General features: G+C 71.6%; 23 protein-coding genes. 7 read left to right on the plus strand and 16 right to left on the minus strand.

Annotated features, from left to right (window positions below; genetic code table 11):
• Window position 1: 1 nt before the first annotated feature.
• The 9 genes from ACWF62_RS17160 to sdhC form a co-directional block, all read right to left on the minus strand.
• On the minus strand, window positions 2-1,336 hold the full coding sequence (locus ACWF62_RS17160) for a D-alanyl-D-alanine carboxypeptidase family protein (protein WP_452630736.1): 1,335 nt from the start codon (window positions 1,334-1,336) through the stop codon (window positions 2-4).
• Between the two features lie 53 nt (window positions 1,337-1,389).
• Entirely contained in the window at window positions 1,390-2,376 is a 987-nt protein-coding gene (locus ACWF62_RS17165; RefSeq protein ID WP_452630713.1) for a hypothetical protein, read from the minus strand.
• Window positions 2,373-2,891, minus strand: a complete 519-nt coding sequence (locus tag ACWF62_RS17170) for a M48 family metalloprotease (RefSeq protein ID WP_378570043.1) — start codon at window positions 2,889-2,891, stop codon at window positions 2,373-2,375. The genes ACWF62_RS17165 and ACWF62_RS17170 overlap by 4 nt, the downstream gene beginning before the upstream one ends.
• 14 nt (window positions 2,892-2,905) lie before the next feature.
• The gene (locus ACWF62_RS17175) at window positions 2,906-3,910 is read right to left on the minus strand and encodes a hypothetical protein (RefSeq protein WP_452630714.1); all 1,005 of its coding nucleotides are present in this window, start codon (window positions 3,908-3,910) and stop codon (window positions 2,906-2,908) included.
• A gap of 58 nt (window positions 3,911-3,968) precedes the next feature.
• A complete protein-coding gene (locus tag ACWF62_RS17180) occupies window positions 3,969-4,388 on the minus strand; it encodes a helix-turn-helix domain-containing protein (protein ID WP_452630715.1) in 420 nt (139 codons plus the stop codon).
• 210 nt (window positions 4,389-4,598) lie between these two features.
• A complete protein-coding gene (locus ACWF62_RS17185; protein WP_378506855.1) occupies window positions 4,599-5,372 on the minus strand; it encodes a succinate dehydrogenase iron-sulfur subunit in 774 nt (257 codons plus the stop codon).
• Complete coding sequence (gene sdhA / locus ACWF62_RS17190; protein ID WP_378506856.1) at window positions 5,372-7,123, minus strand: succinate dehydrogenase flavoprotein subunit; 1,752 nt, start codon at window positions 7,121-7,123, stop codon at window positions 5,372-5,374. The genes ACWF62_RS17185 and sdhA overlap by 1 nt, the downstream gene beginning before the upstream one ends.
• Before the next feature lie 6 nt (window positions 7,124-7,129).
• Window positions 7,130-7,573, minus strand: a complete 444-nt coding sequence (locus tag ACWF62_RS17195; RefSeq protein ID WP_378506857.1) for a succinate dehydrogenase hydrophobic membrane anchor subunit — start codon at window positions 7,571-7,573, stop codon at window positions 7,130-7,132.
• A 63-nt stretch (window positions 7,574-7,636) separates the two neighbouring features.
• A complete protein-coding gene (sdhC, locus tag ACWF62_RS17200; protein ID WP_378506858.1) occupies window positions 7,637-8,041 on the minus strand; it encodes a succinate dehydrogenase, cytochrome b556 subunit in 405 nt (134 codons plus the stop codon).
• 269 nt (window positions 8,042-8,310) lie between these two features.
• On the opposite strand from sdhC, the gene ACWF62_RS17205 reads away from it, so the two are divergent.
• The 3 genes from ACWF62_RS17205 to ACWF62_RS17215 are packed head-to-tail and all read left to right on the plus strand — an operon-like array spanning window position 8,311 to window position 11,183.
• On the plus strand, window positions 8,311-8,730 hold the full coding sequence (locus tag ACWF62_RS17205; protein ID WP_452630716.1) for a cytidine deaminase: 420 nt from the start codon (window positions 8,311-8,313) through the stop codon (window positions 8,728-8,730).
• Between the two features lie 14 nt (window positions 8,731-8,744).
• Complete coding sequence (locus ACWF62_RS17210) at window positions 8,745-10,058, plus strand: thymidine phosphorylase (RefSeq protein ID WP_452630737.1); 1,314 nt, start codon at window positions 8,745-8,747, stop codon at window positions 10,056-10,058.
• 9 nt (window positions 10,059-10,067) lie between these two features.
• The gene (locus ACWF62_RS17215) at window positions 10,068-11,183 is read left to right on the plus strand and encodes an adenosine deaminase (protein WP_452630717.1); all 1,116 of its coding nucleotides are present in this window, start codon (window positions 10,068-10,070) and stop codon (window positions 11,181-11,183) included.
• Window positions 11,184-11,201: 18 nt separating this feature from the next.
• Here the strand turns inward: ACWF62_RS17215 and ACWF62_RS17220 are convergent, their stop codons facing one another.
• From ACWF62_RS17220 to ACWF62_RS17240, 5 genes are read right to left on the minus strand one after another with little or no spacing between them, the layout of a single operon-like run.
• The gene (locus ACWF62_RS17220; protein WP_452630718.1) at window positions 11,202-12,470 is read right to left on the minus strand and encodes a primosomal protein; all 1,269 of its coding nucleotides are present in this window, start codon (window positions 12,468-12,470) and stop codon (window positions 11,202-11,204) included.
• 10 nt (window positions 12,471-12,480) lie between these two features.
• Window positions 12,481-12,792, minus strand: a complete 312-nt coding sequence (locus ACWF62_RS17225; protein WP_452630719.1) for a hypothetical protein — start codon at window positions 12,790-12,792, stop codon at window positions 12,481-12,483.
• Window positions 12,789-13,229, minus strand: a complete 441-nt coding sequence (locus ACWF62_RS17230; protein ID WP_452630720.1) for a hypothetical protein — start codon at window positions 13,227-13,229, stop codon at window positions 12,789-12,791. Before ACWF62_RS17230 ends, ACWF62_RS17225 begins: the two co-directional genes overlap by 4 nt.
• A complete protein-coding gene (locus ACWF62_RS17235; RefSeq protein WP_452630721.1) occupies window positions 13,226-14,389 on the minus strand; it encodes a C40 family peptidase in 1,164 nt (387 codons plus the stop codon). Before ACWF62_RS17235 ends, ACWF62_RS17230 begins: the two co-directional genes overlap by 4 nt.
• Before the next feature lie 2 nt (window positions 14,390-14,391).
• Window positions 14,392-14,715: a type VII secretion target gene (locus tag ACWF62_RS17240; protein ID WP_452630722.1), complete on the minus strand. Its 324-nt coding sequence runs from the start codon at window positions 14,713-14,715 to the stop codon at window positions 14,392-14,394.
• A 169-nt stretch (window positions 14,716-14,884) separates the two neighbouring features.
• On the opposite strand from ACWF62_RS17240, the gene upp reads away from it, so the two are divergent.
• On the plus strand, window positions 14,885-15,514 hold the full coding sequence (gene upp / locus ACWF62_RS17245) for a uracil phosphoribosyltransferase (protein ID WP_452630723.1): 630 nt from the start codon (window positions 14,885-14,887) through the stop codon (window positions 15,512-15,514).
• A gap of 27 nt (window positions 15,515-15,541) precedes the next feature.
• Here the strand turns inward: upp and ACWF62_RS17250 are convergent, their stop codons facing one another.
• Both ACWF62_RS17250 and ACWF62_RS17255 read right to left on the minus strand, forming a co-directional pair.
• Complete coding sequence (locus ACWF62_RS17250; RefSeq protein WP_452630724.1) at window positions 15,542-17,152, minus strand: phospho-sugar mutase; 1,611 nt, start codon at window positions 17,150-17,152, stop codon at window positions 15,542-15,544.
• Window positions 17,149-17,934 (minus strand): purine-nucleoside phosphorylase, encoded by a 786-nt coding sequence (locus ACWF62_RS17255; RefSeq protein ID WP_452630726.1) that lies wholly within the window; start codon window positions 17,932-17,934, stop codon window positions 17,149-17,151. Before ACWF62_RS17255 ends, ACWF62_RS17250 begins: the two co-directional genes overlap by 4 nt.
• Before the next feature lie 54 nt (window positions 17,935-17,988).
• On the opposite strand from ACWF62_RS17255, the gene ACWF62_RS17260 reads away from it, so the two are divergent.
• The 3 genes from ACWF62_RS17260 (at window position 17,989) to ACWF62_RS17270 (ending at window position 21,125) form a co-directional block, all read left to right on the plus strand.
• The gene (locus ACWF62_RS17260) at window positions 17,989-18,687 is read left to right on the plus strand and encodes an enoyl-CoA hydratase/isomerase family protein (RefSeq protein WP_378506870.1); all 699 of its coding nucleotides are present in this window, start codon (window positions 17,989-17,991) and stop codon (window positions 18,685-18,687) included.
• 93 nt (window positions 18,688-18,780) lie between these two features.
• A complete protein-coding gene (locus ACWF62_RS17265) occupies window positions 18,781-19,959 on the plus strand; it encodes a M20 family metallopeptidase (protein ID WP_452630727.1) in 1,179 nt (392 codons plus the stop codon).
• Window positions 19,956-21,125: a M20 family metallopeptidase gene (locus tag ACWF62_RS17270; RefSeq protein WP_378506872.1), complete on the plus strand. Its 1,170-nt coding sequence runs from the start codon at window positions 19,956-19,958 to the stop codon at window positions 21,123-21,125. Before ACWF62_RS17265 ends, ACWF62_RS17270 begins: the two co-directional genes overlap by 4 nt.
• Window positions 21,126-21,244: the final 119 nt, after the last annotated feature.

Raw genomic sequence — 21,244 nt, forward strand, 5'->3', positions numbered from 1 at the left:
GTCAGCGGCGGCGACGCTGCAGCAGGGCCGCGCCGATCAGCAGCGCCGCGATCACCACGCCGCCGCCGACGAGCACCGGGACGCGCGACGGGGCGGCGCCCGGCTCGTCGTGGTCGTCCGCGGCGGGCGGCGGCGGGGTCGCGAGCAGGATCGACGGGGCGGGGGCCGCGTCGGCGCTGCCCGGGTCGACGAGCGTGCCGACCGACGTCGACGCCGGGAGCGCGAAACCGTGGTCGAGCAGTCGGGCCGCCTGCTCCCACGGCCGGATCGGTCGCACGTCCGCGGCGAGCAGCGTCACCACCAGGCGTCGCCCGTCCCGCTCGGCGCCAGCGACGAACGTCTGCCGCGCGTCGTCGGTGTACCCGGTCTTGCCGCCGAGCGCGCCCGGGTAGTTGTAGAGCAGGCTGTTGTCGTTCGCGAGGGTGAACGGGGGATGGTCGGTCGGCACCGGGGTACTCGACGCGGGATCGCCCGCGGCGGCGGGGTCGGTGGTGGGGAGCGGGTCGTTCGGGTCCCGTGGGAAGCCGGGGAACTCGACGGACTCGGTGCGGATCAGCTCCGCGAACGTCGGATTCCGCATCGCCTCCCGATAGAGCAGCGCGAGATCATATGCGGACGTGGACATTCCCGGGCCGTCCAGGCCGGACGGGGTGGCCGCCCGGGTGTCGAACGCGCCGAGACCCTGGGCGGTCTCGTTCATCTTCCGGACCGTCTCGTCCACCCCGCCGAGCTGGCTGGCCAGCGCGTGCGCGGCGTCGTTCCCGGACGCCATCACCAGGCCCTGCATCAACTGCCGGATCGTGTAGGTGCCGCCCTTGCCGAGCCCGACGGCGCTGCCCTCGATGTTCGCGTCCTCCTCGGTGGCCGTCACGACAGTGTCGAGGTCCAGTTCGTTCAACGCGACGATTGCCAGCAGGATCTTGATCGTGCTGGCGGGCCGGTACCGGCCGTGCGGATCCTTCGCGGCGAGCACCGCACCGGAGTCGAGGTCGGCCAGCACCCACCCGGTCGCCGAGATCTCCGCGGGCAGCGGGGGAGTGCCGTCGGCGGTGACGATCCCGCAGCGGTCGAGGTCGCCGCCGCCGATCGGTCGCTGCGGCACCGGCAGCGGCGTCGGGGTCGGGTCGCCAGGGGCGGGCACCTCGGACAGGTCGATCGCGGGCGGCGGCGCCACCCGGTGCGGGCAACGGTCGGTGTCCGGGGTGGCGAACGGGGTACTGGTGACGGTCGGCGGTGGGGGCTGCGCCGCCGCGGGCGGGGGTTGCGCCGCCGCGGGCGCCCCGATCAATCCGATCGCGGTCGCGAGGACCGCGCAGCGTCGTGCCGTGGCGAGCATGTCCATCGTGCTGGCAGGGTAGCAGTCGGGTCGGAAAGCGCAGGTCGCGCGGGTCAGGCGACGGTGGCCGTCGCGCGCCGCCGGGGACGGTCGTATGCGGCGCTGACGGACAGAATCCACTGCCGGTCGGTGAGGCCGTCGGGGGTGCCGAGCCATCCCGGGTCGATCGGCTCGACCTCGACGGCGGTCCGGTGCAGCCACCGCGCGACGGACTCCGCGTGCTCCGCCGGGTCGGCCGGGGGCGGGGTGCCGCCGGGACCGAGCAGCCCGGCGCCGTCGTGCAGGTACAGGCCGTCGAGGATCTGAGAGATCCGGTCGCCCGCGGTCAGCGTCGCCGTCATCGACCGGTAGTCGCTGTCGAGCAGTTCCGGGTGGGCGGCCGTCAGCGCCGTCCACAGCCCGCGGGTACGGCGCAGATCCAGCTGGGCGCGGGCCCACGCCTCGATCATCACCGACGAGCAGCCGCCGCACACCAGGATCACCGCCAGCGACCACCATCCCGACGCGGGCGACAGGTGCTCACGCGGCTGCGCGACCAGACCGGCCACGCACACCGCGGCGACCACGACGAGGCCCGCGCAGTACAGCCCGATGGCCCGGCCGAGCACGTTCCAGCGGACGTGTCGTGCCGCGACGGCGGTGGCGATCAGCGACGCCGCAACCAGGTACGCCGACGTGCTCGGCGCGTGCTGGGCCGCCGTCAGCTCCGTCCCGGCCACCAGCACCGCGACCGCGGCACTGACGACCGCGAGCGGCCACTGCTGGCGCGTGCTCAGCGCCGTCAGCGACGCCGCCGCGATCAGCGCGGTCGTCGCGGCGAACGCGATCAAGCACAGTTCGAACACGGTCGCGGCGAGCTGCTCGCGGTGGCCGTCGAGCAGCTCCGACACCGTCGCGGTGCGCACCGTCGCCGCGGCGGTCAGTGCGATCGCCGCGATCGCGATCGACACCCGCGCCAGCGACGGGGGACGCACCGTCAGCCGCCCGATCCGCGCCCCCACCGCGGTCGAGCAGAGCAACGCGACGATCCAGGTGATCACCCGAGCGCCTCGTCGAAGCAGAGCAGCGGGCGCCAGTTGTCGTCGCGCTCGAACTGCCCGAGCCGCTGCAGCAGGCGGACCGCGAACGCCTCCGCCTCCCACTCGTGCAGCGCCTCCTGCGACAGGTCCGCGGAGCCCGCCGACCGCTGGCTGAGCATGTAGGCGATCAGATCGTCGTCCGCCGCGAGTGTCGTCTCGGCGACCGCCGCACCCGGATGGCGGAAGACGATGTGCCCGATCTCGTGGGCGAGCGTTCTGGTCACACTGGGCAGGCTACGCGCGAGCACGATCCGGTCGTGATCCGGGAACTCGCGACGCTGCCCCCAGATCCCCGGACCCAGATCCTCGAAGGCCACCTCGATCGGGCGCCTGCGGGTGGCGGCCAGCGACTGCACGATGTCCTCGACGGTGACCGCATGGGTCTGCGCCGCCATGTCGAGGACCGCGTCCACCGCCGCCAGCACCCGGCGGTGATTGCGGACCGGACGCGACCCCGGATTCCGCTGCGCCGTCATCTCTGTGGGACTGGTCACGGGAGCGGCTCCAGGAACTCGGCCCGGGCCAGGTTCAGCCGGGTGCGCGCCGCGCGGGCGCTGCGGAAACTCATGAATCCGGTCGCGCAGGCAACGAACACCACCGCGGAGATGCCCGCGGACGCGGCCCCGAGATCCCCGCCCGGCCGGGATGCCGACGCGAGCGCCGCCTCGGCCGGGGGCGCGGTCGGATCACCGAGGGTCACCGCGCCGAGTGACGCGGCACCGGGCGGCCGCTGCTCCGGCGGCGCCGCCATCGCGATCAGCGTCTCGTGTCCGGGCGCTGCCTCGCGCCGCGCCGCTGCCTCGGGCCTCGCCTCGGGGCCATCGTTCGGCGGCGGGTGCGCCTCGGACGCCGGCTGGCGGTCCTGCGCAGCGGGGGAGTCGTTCGGGGCGTCGTCAGCACCGGGAGCCGCCTCGTCCGGTGCCGGTGCCAGCACCGGTGACCCGGCCTCGGGATTCGGGTCCGGGGCGGCGACCGGAGGGGGCGACGGACGAGCGGGGTCCTCGGGGCGGTCGTTGCCGTTCGACGGGCCGTCGCCCGGCACGACCGCACCCGCGGAGGCAGTGGTCGTGGTTGTCGAGGGGGCCGTGGTCGTCGTGGGGTCCACGGTCGTGGTCGTGGGGTCGACGGTGGTGGTGGGGTCGACGGTCGTGGTCGTCGTGGGGTCGACGGTCGTGGTGGTGGGGTCGACGGTCGTCGTGGGTTCCACGGTCGTCGTCGTCGGCTTGGTGGTGGTCGGCCTTGGCTTGGTGGTGGTTGGCCTGGTGGTGGTGGGTTTCGTTCCACCGCAATGGTTGCCGTGCCGATCGTGGCATCCGCCGTGATGGCCGCCGTTGCCCGGACGGTTGTTCCCGCCGCCGTTGTTCCCGCCGCCGTGGTTGCCGCCGTTGCCGTGCCTGGCCTCGTCCTGCCCGCGGTCCTGGGTCGACTGCGGGGGCGGGCCATCGCTGTTCGCGGCGGCGGCAAGTCCGGGGAGGAACAGGAGCGAACCCAGCAAGGCGCCGGCGGTCAGGACCCGCCGGCGCCTTCCTCGCGAATGTGGGGTGCGCACTCCGCTACTCGGTGGAATCCGGCGGGGTTGCCGGCAAACCTTCACTGCGCCGCAGCTTCTCGGCCATCGCCGAGAGCAACTCCTGCGATTCGCTGGAGAGGTCGAACGCGCGCGCCGACAGCCTGCGCAGGCCGTAGCCGCGCAGCTGGGACAGCAGTTCCAGATCGTGGTCGATCCGTGCGGCGTAGATGTCGTCGAAGAAGTAGTCGGACTTGACCTTGAAGAACTGGGCAAGGGCCGCAACGGTTTCCGTCGACGGGTTGGTGCGCTGACCGTTCCGCAACTGCGAAATGTATGGCTTGGAAATGCGGTGGCCTGCGGCGTTGAGCGCCTCGGCGACCTCGGTGTTCGTGTGTGGCTTGCGGCCCGGTGGATGTACCGTGTCGAACAGTTTGTTCAACCGCGATGCGAAATCTGACTCCATTGCCGTAGGTCCCGATCCCTTCGTCTGATGCCCCGTGAATTGGGGTCTCGCGCAATGCTGCGACCACATGGTAACGGATTGGTTGCGGACGTTACAGGTGTTTCTGAAGTGAAATATAGATTTCACGTTTCCGCTGGTGGAACGCAGGAAAAGGCGCGGACCCGGAGGGGTCCGCGCCTTAGCTGGGATCCTGCGAAGGACCGCGAGCGATCAGCGGGCGAAGAGCAGGGCGCGCTTGACTTCCTGGATCGCCTTCGTCACCTGAATGCCGCGGGGGCACGCGTCGGTGCAGTTGAAGGTGGTGCGGCAGCGCCACACGCCTTCCTTGTCGTTCAGGATGTCGAGGCGCTCGGCGGCACCCTCGTCACGGCTGTCGAAGATGAACCGGTGTGCGTTCACGATCGCGGCCGGGCCGAAGTAGCTGCCGTCGCTCCAGTACACCGGGCACGACGTGGTGCAGCAGGCGCACAGGATGCACTTGGTGGTGTCGTCGAACCGGGCGCGGTCGGCCTGCGACTGGATCCGCTCGCGGGTCGGCTCGTTGCCCGAGGTCATCAGGAACGGCTTCACGGCACGGAACGCGTCGAAGAACGGCTCCATGTCGACGACGAGGTCCTTCTCGACCGGCAGGCCCTTGATCGGCTCGATCGTGATGGTCAGCGCCTTGCCGTCCTTCGGCAGCAGGTCGCGCATCAGCACCTTGCAGGCGAGCCGGTTGACGCCGTTGATGCGCATCGCGTCGCTGCCGCACACGCCGTGCGCGCAGGACCGGCGGAACGTCAGCGTCCCGTCGAGATAGCCCTTCACGTACAGCAGCAGGTTCAGCAGGCGGTCGGTCGGCAGGCACGGAACCTGGAACGACTCCCAGTGCTGGCCGTTGCCGTCCTCCGGGTTGAACCGGGCGATCTTGAGGGTGACCAGGACGGCACCTTCGGGCACGGGCGGCAGCGCGGGTGCGTCCTTGTCTACAACGGGTGCGGACATCAGTACTTACGCTCCATCGGCTCGTAGCGGGTCTGGACAACCGGCTTGTAGTCCAGACGGATCTCGGAGATCAGGTCCTTGCCGACCTTGTACGCCATCGTGTGCTGCATGTACTCGGCGTCGTTGCGATCCGGGTAGTCCTCGCGGGCGTGGCCGCCGCGCGACTCCTTGCGGTTGAGCGCACCGACGACGGTGACCTCGGCCATCTCGAGCAGGAAGCCGAGCTCGACGGCCTCGAGCAGGTCGCTGTTGTAGCGCTTGCCCTTGTCCTGCACGGTGATGTGGTTGTAGCGCTCCTTGAGGGCGTGAATGTCCTTGAGCGCCTGCGTCAGGGTCTCCTCGGTACGGAACACCGACGCATTGTTGTCCATCGACTGCTGCAGTTCGCGGCGGATGTCCGCGACCCGCTCGTGGCCGTGGTCGGACAGGATGACCGCGAGCCACTCCTCGACCATCTTCGCCGGCTCCTCCGGGAGCGGGACGAAGTCGGTGGCGAGGGCGTGCTCGGCGGCGGCGATGCCCGCGCGGCGACCGAACACGTTGATGTCGAGCAGCGAGTTGGTGCCCAGACGGTTCGCGCCGTGCACCGAGACGCACGCACACTCGCCAGCGGCGTACAGGCCGGGGACGTGATCGGTGTTGTTGCGCAGCACCTCACCGTTGATCTTGGTGGGGATGCCGCCCATCACGTAGTGGCAGGTCGGGTACACCGGCACCAGTTCGGTGACCGGGTCGACACCGAGGTAGGTGCGGGAGAACTCGGTGATGTCGGGGAGCTTCTCCTCGAGCACCTCCTCGCCGAGGTGGGTCACGTCGATGTAGACGTAGTCCTTGTTCGGTCCGGCGCCGCGACCCTCGAGCACCTCAAGCACCATCGAGCGGGCGACGATGTCGCGCGGCGCGAGGTCCTTGATGGTGGGGGCGTAGCGCTCCATGAAGCGCTCGCCGTCGACGTTGCGGAGGATGCCGCCCTCGCCGCGGACGGCCTCGGAGATGAGGATGCCGAGGCCGGCCAGTCCCGTCGGATGGAACTGGTGGAACTCCATGTCCTCGAGCGGCAGGCCCTTGCGGAAGATGATGCCCATGCCGTCACCGGTGAGGGTGTGCGCATTGGACGTCGTCTTGTACATCCGGCCGGAGCCGCCGGTGGCGAACACGATCGACTTCGCGTGGAAGACGTGGATCTCGCCGGTGGACAGCTCGTACGCGACGACGCCGGTCGCGACCGGGCCGTCCTCGGTCTCGGTGAGCGCGATGTCGAGGGCGTAGAACTCGTTGAAGAACTCGACGTCATGCTTGACGCAGTTTTGGTAGAGCGTCTGCAGGATCATGTGGCCGGTGCGGTCGGCGGCGTAGCAGGCCCGGCGGACCGGGGCCTTGCCGTGGTCACGGGTGTGGCCACCGAAACGGCGCTGGTCGATCTTGCCCTCGGGGGTCCGGTTGAACGGCAGACCCATCTTCTCCAGGTCGAGCACCGCGTCAATGGCCTCCTTGGCCATGATCTCGACGGCGTCCTGGTCGGCGAGGTAGTCGCCGCCCTTGACGGTGTCGAAGGTGTGCCACTCCCAGTTGTCCTCTTCCACGTTCGCCAGCGCGGCACACATGCCGCCCTGCGCCGCACCGGTGTGGGAGCGGGTGGGGTAGAGCTTGGTGAGGACCGCGGTGCGGGTGCGCGGACCCGACTCGATGGCCGCGCGCATGCCCGCGCCGCCTGCGCCGACGATGACCACGTCGTAACGATGTTCCAACATGAAGAATTAGCTCCCCGGGACGAAGGTCGGGTCGAAGGTGAAGATGACGTACGTGCCGGTGACCATGATCAGGATCATCGCGATCGCGAGGATCGTGTTCAGCCAGAAGCGCGTCTTGTCATTGCGCGAGTAGTCCGCGATCACGGTGCGCAGGCCGTTGCCGCCGTGCAGCTGGGCGAGCCACAGCATCGACAGATCCCAGATCTGCCAGAACGGGCTGGACCAGCGGCCCGCGACGAACGCGAAGTTGATGCGGTGCACACCGTCGTCCATCATCAGCATGATGAACAGGTGGCCAAGCACCAGGATGACCAGCGCGAGGCCGGACAGTCGCATGAACAACCAGGCGTAGAGCTCGAAGTTGTTCTTGGCCTGACGGCGCGGCGAGCGCGGCGCGTCCAGGCTGGCGGGGCGGTCGAACGACGTCCCGATAGTCTTCGCTTCGCTCATGTCAGTGCCTCAAATGTCGTCGCTTCGCTCATGTCAGTGCGAGGGGTCGTCGCTTCGCTCATGTCAGTGCCCCGCAAACATGTTGTAGAAGATGCGTCCGGCGGCCGGAATCATCACGACGAACCAGATCGCGAGGATGACCCAGAGCATCACGCGCTGGTACTGGGGGCCCTTCGACCAGAAGTCCACCAGCATCACGCGGATGCCGTTGAGCGCGTGGTAGAGGACCATCGCCACCAGGGCGAGCTCCATGAGACCCACGAGCGGGTTCTTGTAGGTCTCGATGACCCGGTCGTAGGTGTCCGCGTTGACCCGCACGAGTGCGGTGTCGAGCACGTGGACGAAGAGAAAGAAGAATGTCGCGACGCCGGTGATCCGGTGTAGAACCCAAGACCACATTCCGGGGTCGCCCCGGTATAGCGACCGCGTGCGCTCCTGTGCCGGAGCGGCTTCAGTCGTGCTACTCATCGAGTGCTGTGCCTCCAACGTCTTTGATGGACGCGTCGCACCGGAATTTCGGCTGTTTGTGGGGACCACCCGTGGAGTCTTCAGCCTATGGCGCGACGAGAACCTGAACCGACTCCCTGCACTGTAATCCTCCCGTGAAGTGGGAACTAATTTGGCGGGCGGTTCGTACGACCCCGACCGCGGCGACTTAGGTTTGCCTTTCCAATGATTCGGGGTGTCGCGGCGAGCCGCGGTGCGATCCCGTCCGCGCCGTGACAGGATGGGGAGCCGTGGCCGAGATTGATTGGAAAATGTTGCGGGACAACGCAGATGGGGTCCGGGTTGGGGCGTATGCGCCGTACTCGCACTACCCGGTGGGTGCGGCAGCTCTGGTCGACGACGGCCGGATCGTCGTCGGATGCAATGTGGAAAATGTCTCATACGGACTGAGCCTCTGCGCCGAATGCGGACTCGTCGGTAACTTGCACGCGACCGGTGGTGGGCGGCTGGTCGCGTTCACCTGCCGGGACGCAAACTCCCAGGTCCTGACGCCGTGCGGGCGGTGCAGGCAACTGCTGCACGAGCACGGCGGCCCCGGCCTGTTGGTGGACGGCGAGGCCGGGCCGGTGTCGTTGTCATCGTTGCTGCCTGCGGCTTTCGGGCCTGCCGATCTCGCGCGGGTGCACGGCGCCGACGGCGGTCCGCGATGACCGCGCGGTCCGGGATGATCGACGCGGTCTCGGTCATCACCACCAAACGGGACGGGCACCCGCTCACCGACGACCAGATCGTGTGGGTCGTCGACGCCTTCACCCGCGGCGACGTCGCCGACGAGCAGATGGCGGCGCTGGCAATGGCCGTCGTCCTCCGTGGGCTGGACCGGCGGGAGACGGCGACGTGGACCCGCGCGATGATCGGGTCCGGCAGGCGGATGGACCTGTCGTCGCTGCCGCGGCCGACCGTCGACAAGCACTCCACCGGCGGGGTGGGGGACAAGCTCACCCTGCCGCTCGCGCCGCTGGTCGCCGCGTGCGGTGCCGCGGTCCCGCAGCTGTCCGGGCGCGGACTCGGCCACACCGGCGGCACCCTCGACAAGCTCGAATCGATCCCCGGCTGGCGCGCCGATCTGGGCGCCGCCGAGATGCTCCGGGCGCTGGCGGATCCGCAGGTGGGGGCGGTGGTCTGCGCTGCGGGCGCGGATCTCGCCCCGGCGGACCGCAGGCTGTACGCGCTGCGCGACGTCACCGGCACCGTCGAATCCGTTCCCCTGATCGCAAGTTCGATCATGAGCAAGAAGATCGCGGAGGGCTCACAGGCGCTGGTTCTCGATGTGAAGGTCGGGTCGGGGGCATTCATGAAGACGGTCGCGCAGGCGCGGGAATTGGCAACGGCGATGGTCGAACTCGGCGAGGACGCCGGGGTGCACACCGTCGCCCTGCTGACGTCGATGGACACCCCGCTCGGGTACACCGCGGGCAACGCGCTTGAGGTCGAGGAGGCGATCGCGGTGCTCGCGGGCGGCGGCCCCGCGGACGTGGTTGACCTGACGGTCACCCTGGCCAGGGAGATGCTCGCCGCGGTCGGCCTGGACGCCGTCGACCCGGCGGACGTGCTGCGCAGCGGCCGCGCGATGGACCGGTGGCGTGCCATGGTGGCGGCGCAGGGCGGCGATCCCGCCGCACCGCTGCCCGTCGCGGCGGAACGAGAAGTGTTGTACGCCGACAGTTCCGGGGTGCTCACCCGACTCGATGCGCTGGCGGTCGGGACCGCGGCCTGGCGTCTCGGCGCCGGACGGGAACGGCAGGGGCAGGCCGTGCAGGCGGGCGCAGGCGTGCAGTGGCACGCCAGGCCCGGTGACGTGGTCACCGCGGGAGCGCCGCTGCTCACCCTGCACACCGACACCCCCGATCGGATCGCGGCCGCCCGCGCGGCGCTCGACGGGGCTTGGGAGATCGGCGATCCGCCACCCGACGAGCCCCTCGTGATCGACCGCATCGGACCGGCACGTCGGCCCCGCACGTCGGGGTCGGGGCGCTAGCGTCGGTCCATGAGTACGCCACCCCCGCTGCCCGGACCGGCACCGCTCGACCTCGCCGCGGTCCGGACCGCGCCGAAAGCACTGCTGCACGACCATCTCGACGGCGGACTTCGGCCGGCGACCGTCCTCGAACTCGCGCAGCACTGCGGGTACGACCGGTTGCCCGCCGACGACGCCGACACGCTCGCGGCCTGGTTCGCCTCGGCGGCGAGCAGCGGATCGCTGGAGCGGTACCTCGAGACGTTCGCCCACACCGTCGCCGTGATGCAGACCCCGGAGGGGCTGCAGCGGGTGGCCCGCGAATGCGTCGCCGACCTCGCCGCCGACGGCGTCGTGTACGCGGAGGTCCGGTTCGCGCCCGAACAGCACCTCGAGCGGGGCCTGACGCTCGACGAGGTTGTCCACCACACCCTGCTCGGCTTCGAGGACGGGATGGCGCAGGCCGCCGACGGCGGGCACCGGATCCGCGTCGGGTGCCTGCTCACCGCGATGCGGCACGCCGCCCGCTCCAGGGAGATCGCGGACCTCGCCGTCCGGTTCCGCGACCGCGGCGTCGTCGGGTTCGACATCGCGGGCGCGGAGGCAGGGCATCCGCCGAGCAGGCACCTCGACGCCTTCGAACACATGCGGGCGAACAACGCGCACTTCACGATTCACGCGGGGGAGGCCTTCGGGTTGCCGTCCATCCACGAGGCGATCGCGTTCTGCGGCGCGGACCGGTTGGGGCACGGCGTGCGGATCACCGACGACATCACCGTCGGCGGCGACGGCGACGTCCGGCTCGGTCGGCTCGCCAACTATGTGCGGGACAAGCGGATTCCGCTGGAACTGTGCCCGAGTTCGAACGTGCAGACCGGCGCCGTCGCCAGCCTCGACCAGCACCCGTTCGACCTGCTCGCGCGGCTGCGGTTCCGGGTCACCGTCAACACCGACAACCGGTTGATGAGCGCGACCAGCATGAGCCGGGAAATGGTCGTGCTCGCCGACACCTTCGGCTACGGGTGGGGCGACCTCGAACGGTTCACGATCAACGCGATGAAGTCCGCGTTCATCCCGTTCCCGGAGCGGCTGGCGGTGATCGACGAGGTGATCAAGCCCGCCTACGCCCGGCTCCGCGGGGAGTGACCCGAGCAGGGGTCCGCGTCACTCGACCCGCAGCCGGGCCTCGAACTCCTGCTCGAGTTGCCGCCACGCCTGCGCCTCCGCGGTGAACGGTGCGCTCGGTGCCAGCCGGGTGGGATCCGGGTTGAGGGTGTACGAGACGTACCACCCGAGCGGGGTCGACGGCGCCAGCGCCCGCTCGGTGGAGTCGTCGTCGGCGAACGCCGCCGCGTCGGTGAACAGCTCCACCGCGAGGTCGAGCTGGTCGGCGTCCACCGCGCGGGGGCCCGCCGCGAGATCCTCGGCGATCCCCGACAGGACGTACACGTTCTCCTCGGTCACCTCGATCACCAGCGACCCGTCGACGGCGGCGGTCGACACCTCGGTGTAGGTGCTGACGTGGGCGAGGTCGTGCTCGTGGTTGTCGGCGAGGTACCGCGCCAGCGCCCGCTCGGAGGTGAACACCAGGATCCGGCCGGACCGGCCGAGGAAGACCGGCTCGTCGTCGAGGTAGCAGCGCAGCGTGAAGTAGGTCGCCGCGGCGGTGATGATCTTGATCGGGTCGATCCCGACCGACGTCCAGAACGTCTCCTCGTCGGCGGCGTCGGCGGTCGGGTCGTCCTGGTGGTCGTCGATGTCGAGGATCGTGTACTCGAGATCGTCGTCGTCCTCGCCCTCGTCGGCGGCATCGTCGGCGTCGACGACGTTCTCCTCGGCGGCGACGATCTCGGCCTCCGCCTCCTCGACCGCGGCGGCATCGACCGTGGGGGAGGTGGTGACCGCGTCGATCGCGTCGATCACGTCGTCCCAGCCCGCGGCGATCGCCGCGCCGATCTGATCCCAGCGCTCCTCGCCGTCCCGGCCCACGAACGCGGCCGGGCCCGCCGCGACCGAGCCGAGCACCGGGTGCGCGCCGAAGTAGCGGGTGACGACGTCGAGGTCGCAGACCTCGCCGATCGAGCGGGCCATCTCGAACGTGTCCTCAAGCTCCCCGAGGGTGTCGGCGTCCGGGTCGCCGGCAACGAGTTCGGGGACGCCGATCAGGTCGAAGACATGCGAGTCGTCGGGCTCAAACTCCGCCGCGGACAGCGCGGCGACGATCGGCCAGGACGGGTGCTCGGCCAGGTCGTGTTCGGCGCGTCCCCGGACGAAGGCGGCCAATTCGGCGGCCGAGCCGAACCCGTACAGATCCTCCCCGTGGCCGAGGAACGCCTCCCATTCGTCGTCCCCCTCCCGCCAGCGGGGAGCCCACAGGGTGACGAGGTCGCCGTCGGTCAGACCGAGTTGGATCGGGACGATGTCTCCAGCCATGGCGCGAAGCCTAATCGGTGAACCGGCGTGCAAGCGATGCCAGGACCTGTTCGCGTTGGGCTGCGACCAGTTCCGCCGCCCGGGCCGCGGTCTCCACCACCGCCCGCCCCAGGTCACCGGCGTCCACGCCGCCCAACGCCGCCGGCAGCCACAGCCCGCACATGCCGCCGTGCTCGTCCGCCTCCACGCTCACCAGGCCGGACGGATGCGTGACCCGGGCCCGCGCCGTCGTCAGCTGGTGCAGCGCCTCCTCGAGGTCCGCGAGCCGCGTCCCCGCCCGGGTGACCACCGCGCCCATCGGGCGCCCGCTCGCGCCGCTCACAGCGGTCGCAGCCAGGTCGGCGGCACGGGCCCGTCGGCCGCGTCGCGGTCCTGCACGGACGCCATTGCGTCCCGGGTCGGCAGCCCGAGCCGGTCGAGGATGTCCGGCGGGACCCCGGCCGCCGCGAGGTCGTCGCGGCGGCGGGCCTTCGCCTCCGCCGCCGCCGACCGGCACATCTCGAGGATCGCGGCTGCCAGTTCGCCTCCGCCGTAGCGCAATTCCCGCTGGTCGATGCGCAGGTCGAGCGGCTGCCCGCGGTCGGTCGCCGTGACCGTGACGGTGCCGCGCCGGTTCGACGCGGACGCGACCGCGACGTCGTCGGGTGCCGGTGCCGGTGCGGCCTGCTCGCCGCCCGGCGTGCGGTCGTCGGTGGGCGGGGCAGCGGGGGCGCCGAGCACGCCGTCGACCGGGACGCCCGGCCCGAACGGGGTGCTCACGCGGTCGGCCGGTAGAAGCCGTGGAAGCTCATCCCGATGTTGTCGGTGCGGACGGAGCTGACCTGGACCGGGTCGCCCGCCTCGACCATCTGACCATTCCCGATCACCATCGCGACGTGGCCGTCCCAGACGGCCAGGTCACCGGGCCGCAGATCGGACGGGTCCACCGCGGAGCCGACGGACTGCTCCTGCGCGAGCCGCGGAATGTCCACCCCGGCCTCGCCGTACGCCCACTGCGTCAGGCCCGAACAGTCCAGCCCCTGACCCGGTGTGGTGCCGCCCCACGAGTACGGCACCCCCTGCTGGCTCAGCGCGTTGCGGACCGCGTCCGCCGCCTCGCGGTTCGGTGCCATCGCGGTGCTGCCGTCGGGCAGGAACACCTCGACGCCGCTGCTGCCCAGCGGGTCGGAACTGCTGCCGCCCCGCACGCCGGCCGCCTGCGGCTGCGCGCCGCCGCGGCCGGCCCCCAACGCGCCCGCGAAGTCCGAATATCCGGGGTTCGACGGCGATCCCGCGGCCGCGGCATCGGCGAACCCGCGTGCGAACCCGCCGAACGCGTCGCCGCGCTGCTGCAGCCCGGCCAGCGGCACCGCCGGGCCGGACGAGGCGGGCCGCACCACGGCCTCCGCGGTCCCCGCATTGGCCGGGGCGACCCCCGGATCCGGAGCCGTCAACCGCGTCATCGCGGCCGTGTGCACAGCGAGCTCGGAGCGGACCCGGGCCACCACCGCCAACCCCCGGGAGAGGTGGTCGATCGCGGCCGCGACGATCATGAGCTGCCCCGCCGGGGTCGTCACCGCCGGGCCAGCCGCGACGGCGGTCGACACGAACGACGCCGCGATGCCCTGCAACTCGGCGAGGCCGGCGCCCACGTCCCCGGACGCCGCGGTCAGCACCGTCGCGATCTCCGTGCCCCGCTCGGAGAGCTGCACCTGCTGGATCTGCGCCTGCCCGCCCTTCGAGGCCGCCGCATCGGCGGCGCTGCCCGACCAGGCCCCGCCGAGCTCGGCGAGGCCGAGTTTGCCGATGGCGTAGGCGGAGTCGAGGGCGGCGGACGCGATCGTCAACGCCTCCGGCGGGCCGTTGGGCGGCACCACGCCGGTGCCGAACGTGTCCAGCAGGTCCGTCAACGGCCGGGTCAGCAGGTCGAGTCCGATCACCGTCACACCCCCAGCCCGGTGCCGGTGGCGGCGAGGCCGCCCGCGGCCCCCGCGTCGGCCTCGTCGTAGGCGGCCGCCGACGACGCCGCGGCGGCACCCATGCTGTCCAGGGTGTCGGCCAGGGAGCCGAGGGCGGCGGTGTGTGCGGCGTGCGCGGCGGCGAACGCGGCAAGGAAGTCACCGCCGATCAGACCGAACACCGGTGTCAACACCCCGGGGCCGACCGCGGCCGCCCCCACCGCCGCCTGGCGAACCCCGGCCGCCATCGTCGTTGCCGTCGCGCCGAACGCGCGGATGCCGTCGGTTGCCGCTGCGAACTCGGTCATGGCCCGATCCCCCCGTTTCTCGTCGCGGCCACCCCGGTCCCGTCCCACCCGGGGCCGCCGCACCCGACCCGTCACGACATTGGACGCATCGGTTCCCGATCCGGTTCCCGGCGGAGGCGATGCCGCCGATGGCGCGACGGCCCGGGGCCGACTGCCTATCCTGAAGCGCATGGACACGCAGGTGGTCGACCATCCACTGGCCGCGGCACGTCTGACCACGATGCGCGACGAACGCAGCAGCAACCTGGCGTTCCGCGCTGCGCTGCGCGAGCTGACCCAGATGCTGATCTACGAGGCCATCCGCGGCGCCGCCGTCGAGGAGTTCGACATCGCCACCCCGGTCGCCCCGGCCCGCGGCGTCCGCCTCGCCCACCCGCCGCTGCTCGTGCCGGTCCTGCGCGCCGGGCTCGGCATGGTCGAGCAGGCCAGTCTGACCATCCCACAGTCCCAGGTCGGGTTCGTCGGCGTGGCGCGCGACGAGCAGACCCACAGCCCGATCGCGTACCTGGAATCGCTGCCCGCCGACCTCTCCGGCATCCCCGTCTACGTGCTCGACCCGATGCTCGCGACCGGCGGGTCGATGGTGCACACCCTGGAACTGCTCGCCGACCGCGGTGCCACCGACATCACCGCGGTCTGCGTGGTTGCCGCGCCGCAGGGTGTTGCTGCACTGGAGAACTCGGGCCTGCCCGTCCGCCTCGTCACCGCGAGCATCGACGACGGCCTGAACGCGGACGCCTACATCGTTCCCGGCCTCGGCGACGCGGGCGACCGCCAGTTCGGCCCCCGCAACATCTGAGCCGCGCCCCGCGCCCGTGCGCGATTTTTACCCCGATCGGGGGAAAAATCGCGCACAGTCGCGGAGCGACCTGGCGGCGGCCGCGCGGGCGCGGGGCAGGTCGGCGGGCCCGTCGACCGGCTCGACGACCTCGAGATAGCACTTGAGCTTCGGTTCGGTCCCGGACGGCCGCACCACCACCCGGAGGCGCTCGCCGGTCAGGATCACGGCGTCGGTGGCCGCCTGGCCGCGGCGGTGCAGCAGGTCCTCCGCGACCACCGGCGCGCCCGCGACCTCGGTGGGGAGATCGGTGCGGAACCGCGCCATGATCGCGGCCACCTCCTCGACCCGCGCGACCCGGCGAGACACCTGGCTGGTGGCATGCACGCCGAACTCGACGGCGAGGTCGTCCAGCGCGTCCTGCAGGGTCCGGCCCGCCGCCTTCAGGGTCGCGGCCAGCCCCGCGGCGACGACCGCGGCGGAGATGCCGTCCTTGTCCCGCACCGCGTCCGGGTCGACGCAGTGCCCGACCGCCTCCTCGTAGGCGTACACCAGGCCGCTGCCCGCGCGGACCAGCCACTTGAAGCCGGTCAGGGTCTGCGCGAACCGGGCGCCGCGGGCGGACGCGATGCGCTCAAGCAGCTGCGAGGACACGATCGTCGTCGCCACCAGGGGATCGGCGCCGTCGGGTTGCCGCGCGAGCAGGTGCGCACCGAGTAGGGCCCCGGTCTCGTCGCCGGTGAGCATCCGCCAGCCGGTCGCCGTCGGGATCCCCACGGCGCACCGGTCCGCGTCCGGGTCGAGGGCGATCGCCAGATCCGCCTCCACCCGCGACGCGAGGTCCAGCAGGGCGTCGGTCGCGCCGGGCTCCTCGGGATTCGGGAAGGCGACGGTCGGGAAGCTCGGATCGGGAGCGAACTGGCTTGCGACGGTGTGTATCTCGGTGAACCCAGCCGCCCGAAGGGCCTCGACGGCCAACGGCCCGCCGACACCGTGCAGCGGCGTCAATGCGATCCGCAGCTCCCGCGCGGGACCGGCGGGCAGGGTCGATACCCGGGCCAGGTAGTCCCGGACCAGGGGGTGCTCCGTCGGCCGCACGGGGGTGCGCGGGACGTCGACCGCCCGCCCGATCCCGGCGATCGCGGCCTCGATCTCCCGGTCCGCGGGCGCGACCAGCTGGGCACCGCCGTCGAGGTACACCTTGTAGCCGTTGTCGCCCGCCGGGTTGTGCGAGGCGGTGATCTGCACGCCGAGCTGCGCACCGAGGGCCCGGACCGCGTAGGCGACCAGCGGGGTTGGCGTCGGGCCCGGCAGCATCACCACCGGGAATCCCGCCGCGGCAAGCACTTCCGCTGCCACGGTCGCGAAGGCCGCGCTGCCGTGGCGGGCGTCGCGACCGACCACGACGGTGGATCCGCCGAGGCATCTCGCCTGCAACCAGGCGGCGATCCCGGCGGTGGTGCGGGTGACGACGGCGACGTTCATGCCGTTCGGCCCGGCCCGGACCGGACCCCGCAGGCCCGCGGTGCCGAAGGTCAGCGGGGCGGAGAAGCGTTGCGCCAGTTCGTCTGCGGGGAGGCTGGCGAGCTCGGCGCGGTCGGCGGCGTCGGGATCGCCCGTGATCCAGGCGGCGACCCGCTCGGGCAGGTCACCGGTCACAGCGCCGTCACCAGCTCGCGCAGCAGTTCACCGATGCGACCGGCGGACGCGGCGCCAGCGGCGAGGACCTCGGCGTGGTCGAGCGGCGCGCCGGTGATACCCGCCGCGAGATTGGTGACCAGGGAGATGCCGAGCACCTCCGCGCCAGCCGCTCGGGCGGCGATCGTCTCGTGCACGGTGGACATGCCGACCAGGTCGGCGCCGAGGGTGCGGAGCATCCGGATCTCGGCGGGCGTCTCGTAGTGCGGGCCGGGCAACCCGGCGTACACGCCCTCCTCGAGGGTCGGCTCGATGGACCTGGCCAGGGACCGCAGCCGCGGCGAGTAGGCGTCGACGAGGTCGACGAATTGCGCTCCGACCAGCGGGGATCGTGCGGTCAGGTTCAGATGGTCGCCGATCAGGACGGGCTGGCCGACCCGCATGCCCGCGCGGATGCCGCCCGCCGCGTTGGTCAGGACCACCGTCGCGGTGCCCGCGGCGATCGCGGTCCGGACCGGGTGCACCACCCGGGAGAGGTCGTGGCCCTCGTAGGCGTGGGTACGGCCGAGGAGTATCAGCACCCGGGCCCCGCCGACCGGGACGGAGAGCACCGTGCCCGCGTGCCCGGCCGCCGACGGGGCGGCGAAGCCGGGGAGATCGGACATCGGCACCGCCGCGCTCGGGGTTCCGAACGCGTCGGCGGCGGCCCGCCACCCGGAACCGAGGACGATCGCGACTTCGTGCTTCGCGACGCCGGTCCGCTCACCGAGGACCCGTGCGGCCTGCTCTTCGAGGCTTCCCATGACGGCACACGCTACTCGGCGACAACGGAAGTTACCGGCAGGTAGTATTCGGGCATGCCCTATCTCGAGCGCGACGGCGACGTCCACATCCTGCACCTCGGTGACCGGGGGCAGACCGACACCGAGAACCGCTTCCACCCGGACTGGATCGACGCGTTCCACACGACCATCGACGAGGTCCTCGCCGTCGACGGCCCGGCCGCGCTGGTGGTGACCGCGACCGGCAAGTTCTTCACCAACGGCCTCGACACCGACTGGCTGTTCGCCAACCTCGGCGAGATCCACGGCTACCTCGACCGGGTCCACACCGTCTTCACCCGGCTGCTGACCCTCCCGATGGTCACCGTCGCCGCGGTCGGCGGGCACGCGTTCGGGGCGGGTGCGATGCTCGCCGCGTCCTGCGACCAGCGGGTGATGCGCGCCGACCGCGGGTTCTGGTGCCTGCCGGAGGCCAAGCTGAACATGCCGTTCACGGTCGGGATGAACGCGCTGATGACGCAGCACCTGCCGCGGCAGACGGCCGTCGAGGCGATGACCACCAGCCGCCGCTACGGCGGGCCCGACGCGCTCGCCGCGGGCATCGTCAACGAGATCGTCGATGGGGACGGGGTGCTCGCGGCCGCCGTCGCCCGCGCCGCGGCGGGCACCGCGCTGCGCGGACCGAACCTCGGCCGGATCAAGGCCGACATTCACGCCCCGATCCTGGCCGCGCTGGCCACCAGGACCGACCCGTCCAACCTCGCCTTCGGATAGGAGTCCGCAGGGCCCGGGGTGCCGCACCAGTGCGGCTGCGTCCGGGGCCGCACCAGTGCGGCTGCGGGGCAGCGTGAGTGAGACACTGGAGCCGTGACCCCGGACGTGGACGACGCGCTCACCGCCGCGCAGGCGGACCTGCTCGCGTTGTCCCATTCCCTGCACGCGGAGCCGGAGCTGGCGTTCGCCGAGCATCGCAGTGCCGCGAAGGTCGCGGACGTGTTGTCCCACCACGGGTTCGACGTCACCACGCCCTACGCGGACCTGCCGACCGCACTGTGCGCCGAGTTCGGCAGCGGGGACCTGGTCGTCGGGGTGTTCGCCGAGTACGACGCCCTGCCCGAGATCGGGCACGCCTGCGGGCACAACATCATCGCCGCGGCCGCGGTCGGGGCTGGCATCGCGCTCGCCCCGCTCGCGGACCGGCTCGGGATCACGATCCGGGTGATCGGCACCCCCGCGGAGGAGACCGGCGGCGGCAAGGTCCTGATGCTCGAACGCGGCGTCCTCGACGACCTGGCGATGGCGTTGATGGTGCACCCGGGTCCGGAGGACATCGCCGGTGCCCGGTCGCTGGCGATGGCGGACGTCGCCGTCACGTTCAGCGGTCGGGAGGCGCACGCGTCCGCCGCGCCGCAGCACGGCCGCAACGCCGCCGACGCCGCCACCGTCGCGCAGGTCGGTCTCGGGTTGCTGCGCCAGCACCTGGCGCCCGACCAGCAGCTGCACGGGATCGTCAGCGACGGGGGAGCGGCACCGAACATCGTGCCCGCCCGCACCGAGATGCTGTACTACCTGCGTGCGGACACCTCGCGGTCGCTCGCCGAACTCACCGAGCGGGCCTTCGCGTGTTTCCAGGCGGGCGCGCTCGCGGCGGGCTGCACACACGACATTCGCACGGTGTCACCGAATTACGCGGAACTTCGCCCGGACCCCTGGCTGGTCGGGGCGTACCGGGAACTGATCGAGACGATGGGCCGCAGTCCGCTGCCCCCCGACCGGGAAGGAACGCGCCCGTTGGGCAGCACCGACATGGGAAACGTGACGCAGGTGATTCCGGGGATCCACCCGGTGATCGGGATCGAGTCGAACGGTGCGGTGACGCATCAGCCGGAGTTCGCCGCCGCGTGTGTGACCGCCTCCGCGGATCGGGCGGTGCTCGACGGTGCCCGGGCGCTGGCCGGGACCGCGCTCGCGGCCGCCGGTGACCGGGCGCAGCGGGACCGACTGCTCGCCGCGGTGCAGCGGCGCGCGGCGGGAGCGGCGTCGTGAGCAGCTGGATCGACCGCTGGGTCGACGCGCACACGACCGACCTGTCGGCCTGGCGCAGGCACATCCACGCCAACCCCGAGCTGGCCAGGCAGGAGTTCGCCACCACCGAGTTCGTGGCCCGCAAGCTGACCGCGGCCGGCCTCGAACCGCGAATCCTGCCCGGCGGCACCGGTCTCACCTGCGATATCGGCCCGGACGGCCCGCGGGTGGCGCTGCGCGCCGACATGGATGCGCTGCCCCTGCAGGAGGACACCGGTGCCGCCTATTCGTCCACCGTTCCCGGCATCTCCCACGCGTGCGGACACGATGCGCACACCACCATCCTGCTCGGTGCCGGGCTGGCGTTGACGCAGTCCCCGGAGCCGCTTCCGTACGGTGTCCGGCTGGTGTTCCAGCCCGCCGAGGAGGTGATGCCGGGCGGCGCGCTCGACGTCGTCGCCAGCGGCGCGATGAAGGATGTGTCGAGAATCTTTGCGCTGCACTGCGACCCGCGCCTTGCCGCGGGCCGGGTCGGGGTGCGTCTCGGCGCGATCACCTCCGCGGCGGACACCGTTGAGCTGCTGCTCGACTCGCCGGGCGGGCACACCTCCCGCCCGCACCTGACCACCGATCTGGTGTACGCCCTCGGCACCGTCATCACCGGACTGCCCGGCATGCTGAGCCGGCGCGTCGACCCGCGGACCGGAACGGTCATGGTGTGGGGCGCCGTCAACGCCGGGCAGGCGCCGAACGCGATCCCGCAGTCCGGACGCCTGGTCGGCACGGTGCGCACCGGCAACCACGACACCTGGTTGCTGCTCGAACCGCTAGTCCGGGAGATCGTGGACGGCCTGCTCGCCCCGACCGGCGTCCGGTACGAGCTGAACTACCGGCGGGGGGTGCCGCCCGTCGTCAACGACGAGGTCTCCACCCGGATGCTTGAGCACGCCATCTCCCAGTTGGGTCCCGACGCGCTGTCGGACACTCCGCAATCCGGTGGGGGCGAGGACTTCTCGTGGTACCTCGAGGAGGTTCCCGGCGCGATGGCGCGGCTCGGGGTGTGGTCCGGGGTCGGCCCGCAACTCGACATCCATCAGCCGACCTTCGACCTCGACGAGCGGGCCCTCGGGGTGGGGGTGCGGGTGCTCGCGAACCTCGCGGTCGCTGGCGAGCCGACGCTGCCCTAGGGCATGTCTCCCAATCCCCCATTTCGGCGCCCCTGGCGTCCAATCGCCGCCCAGCGGCGTTGTCGTCGGCGCCGATACAACAGCGGTATCGGCTTCTCCTCCGCCTTGCCGGACGACAA

Source organism: Rhodococcus sp. NPDC054953 (assembly GCF_053609225.1).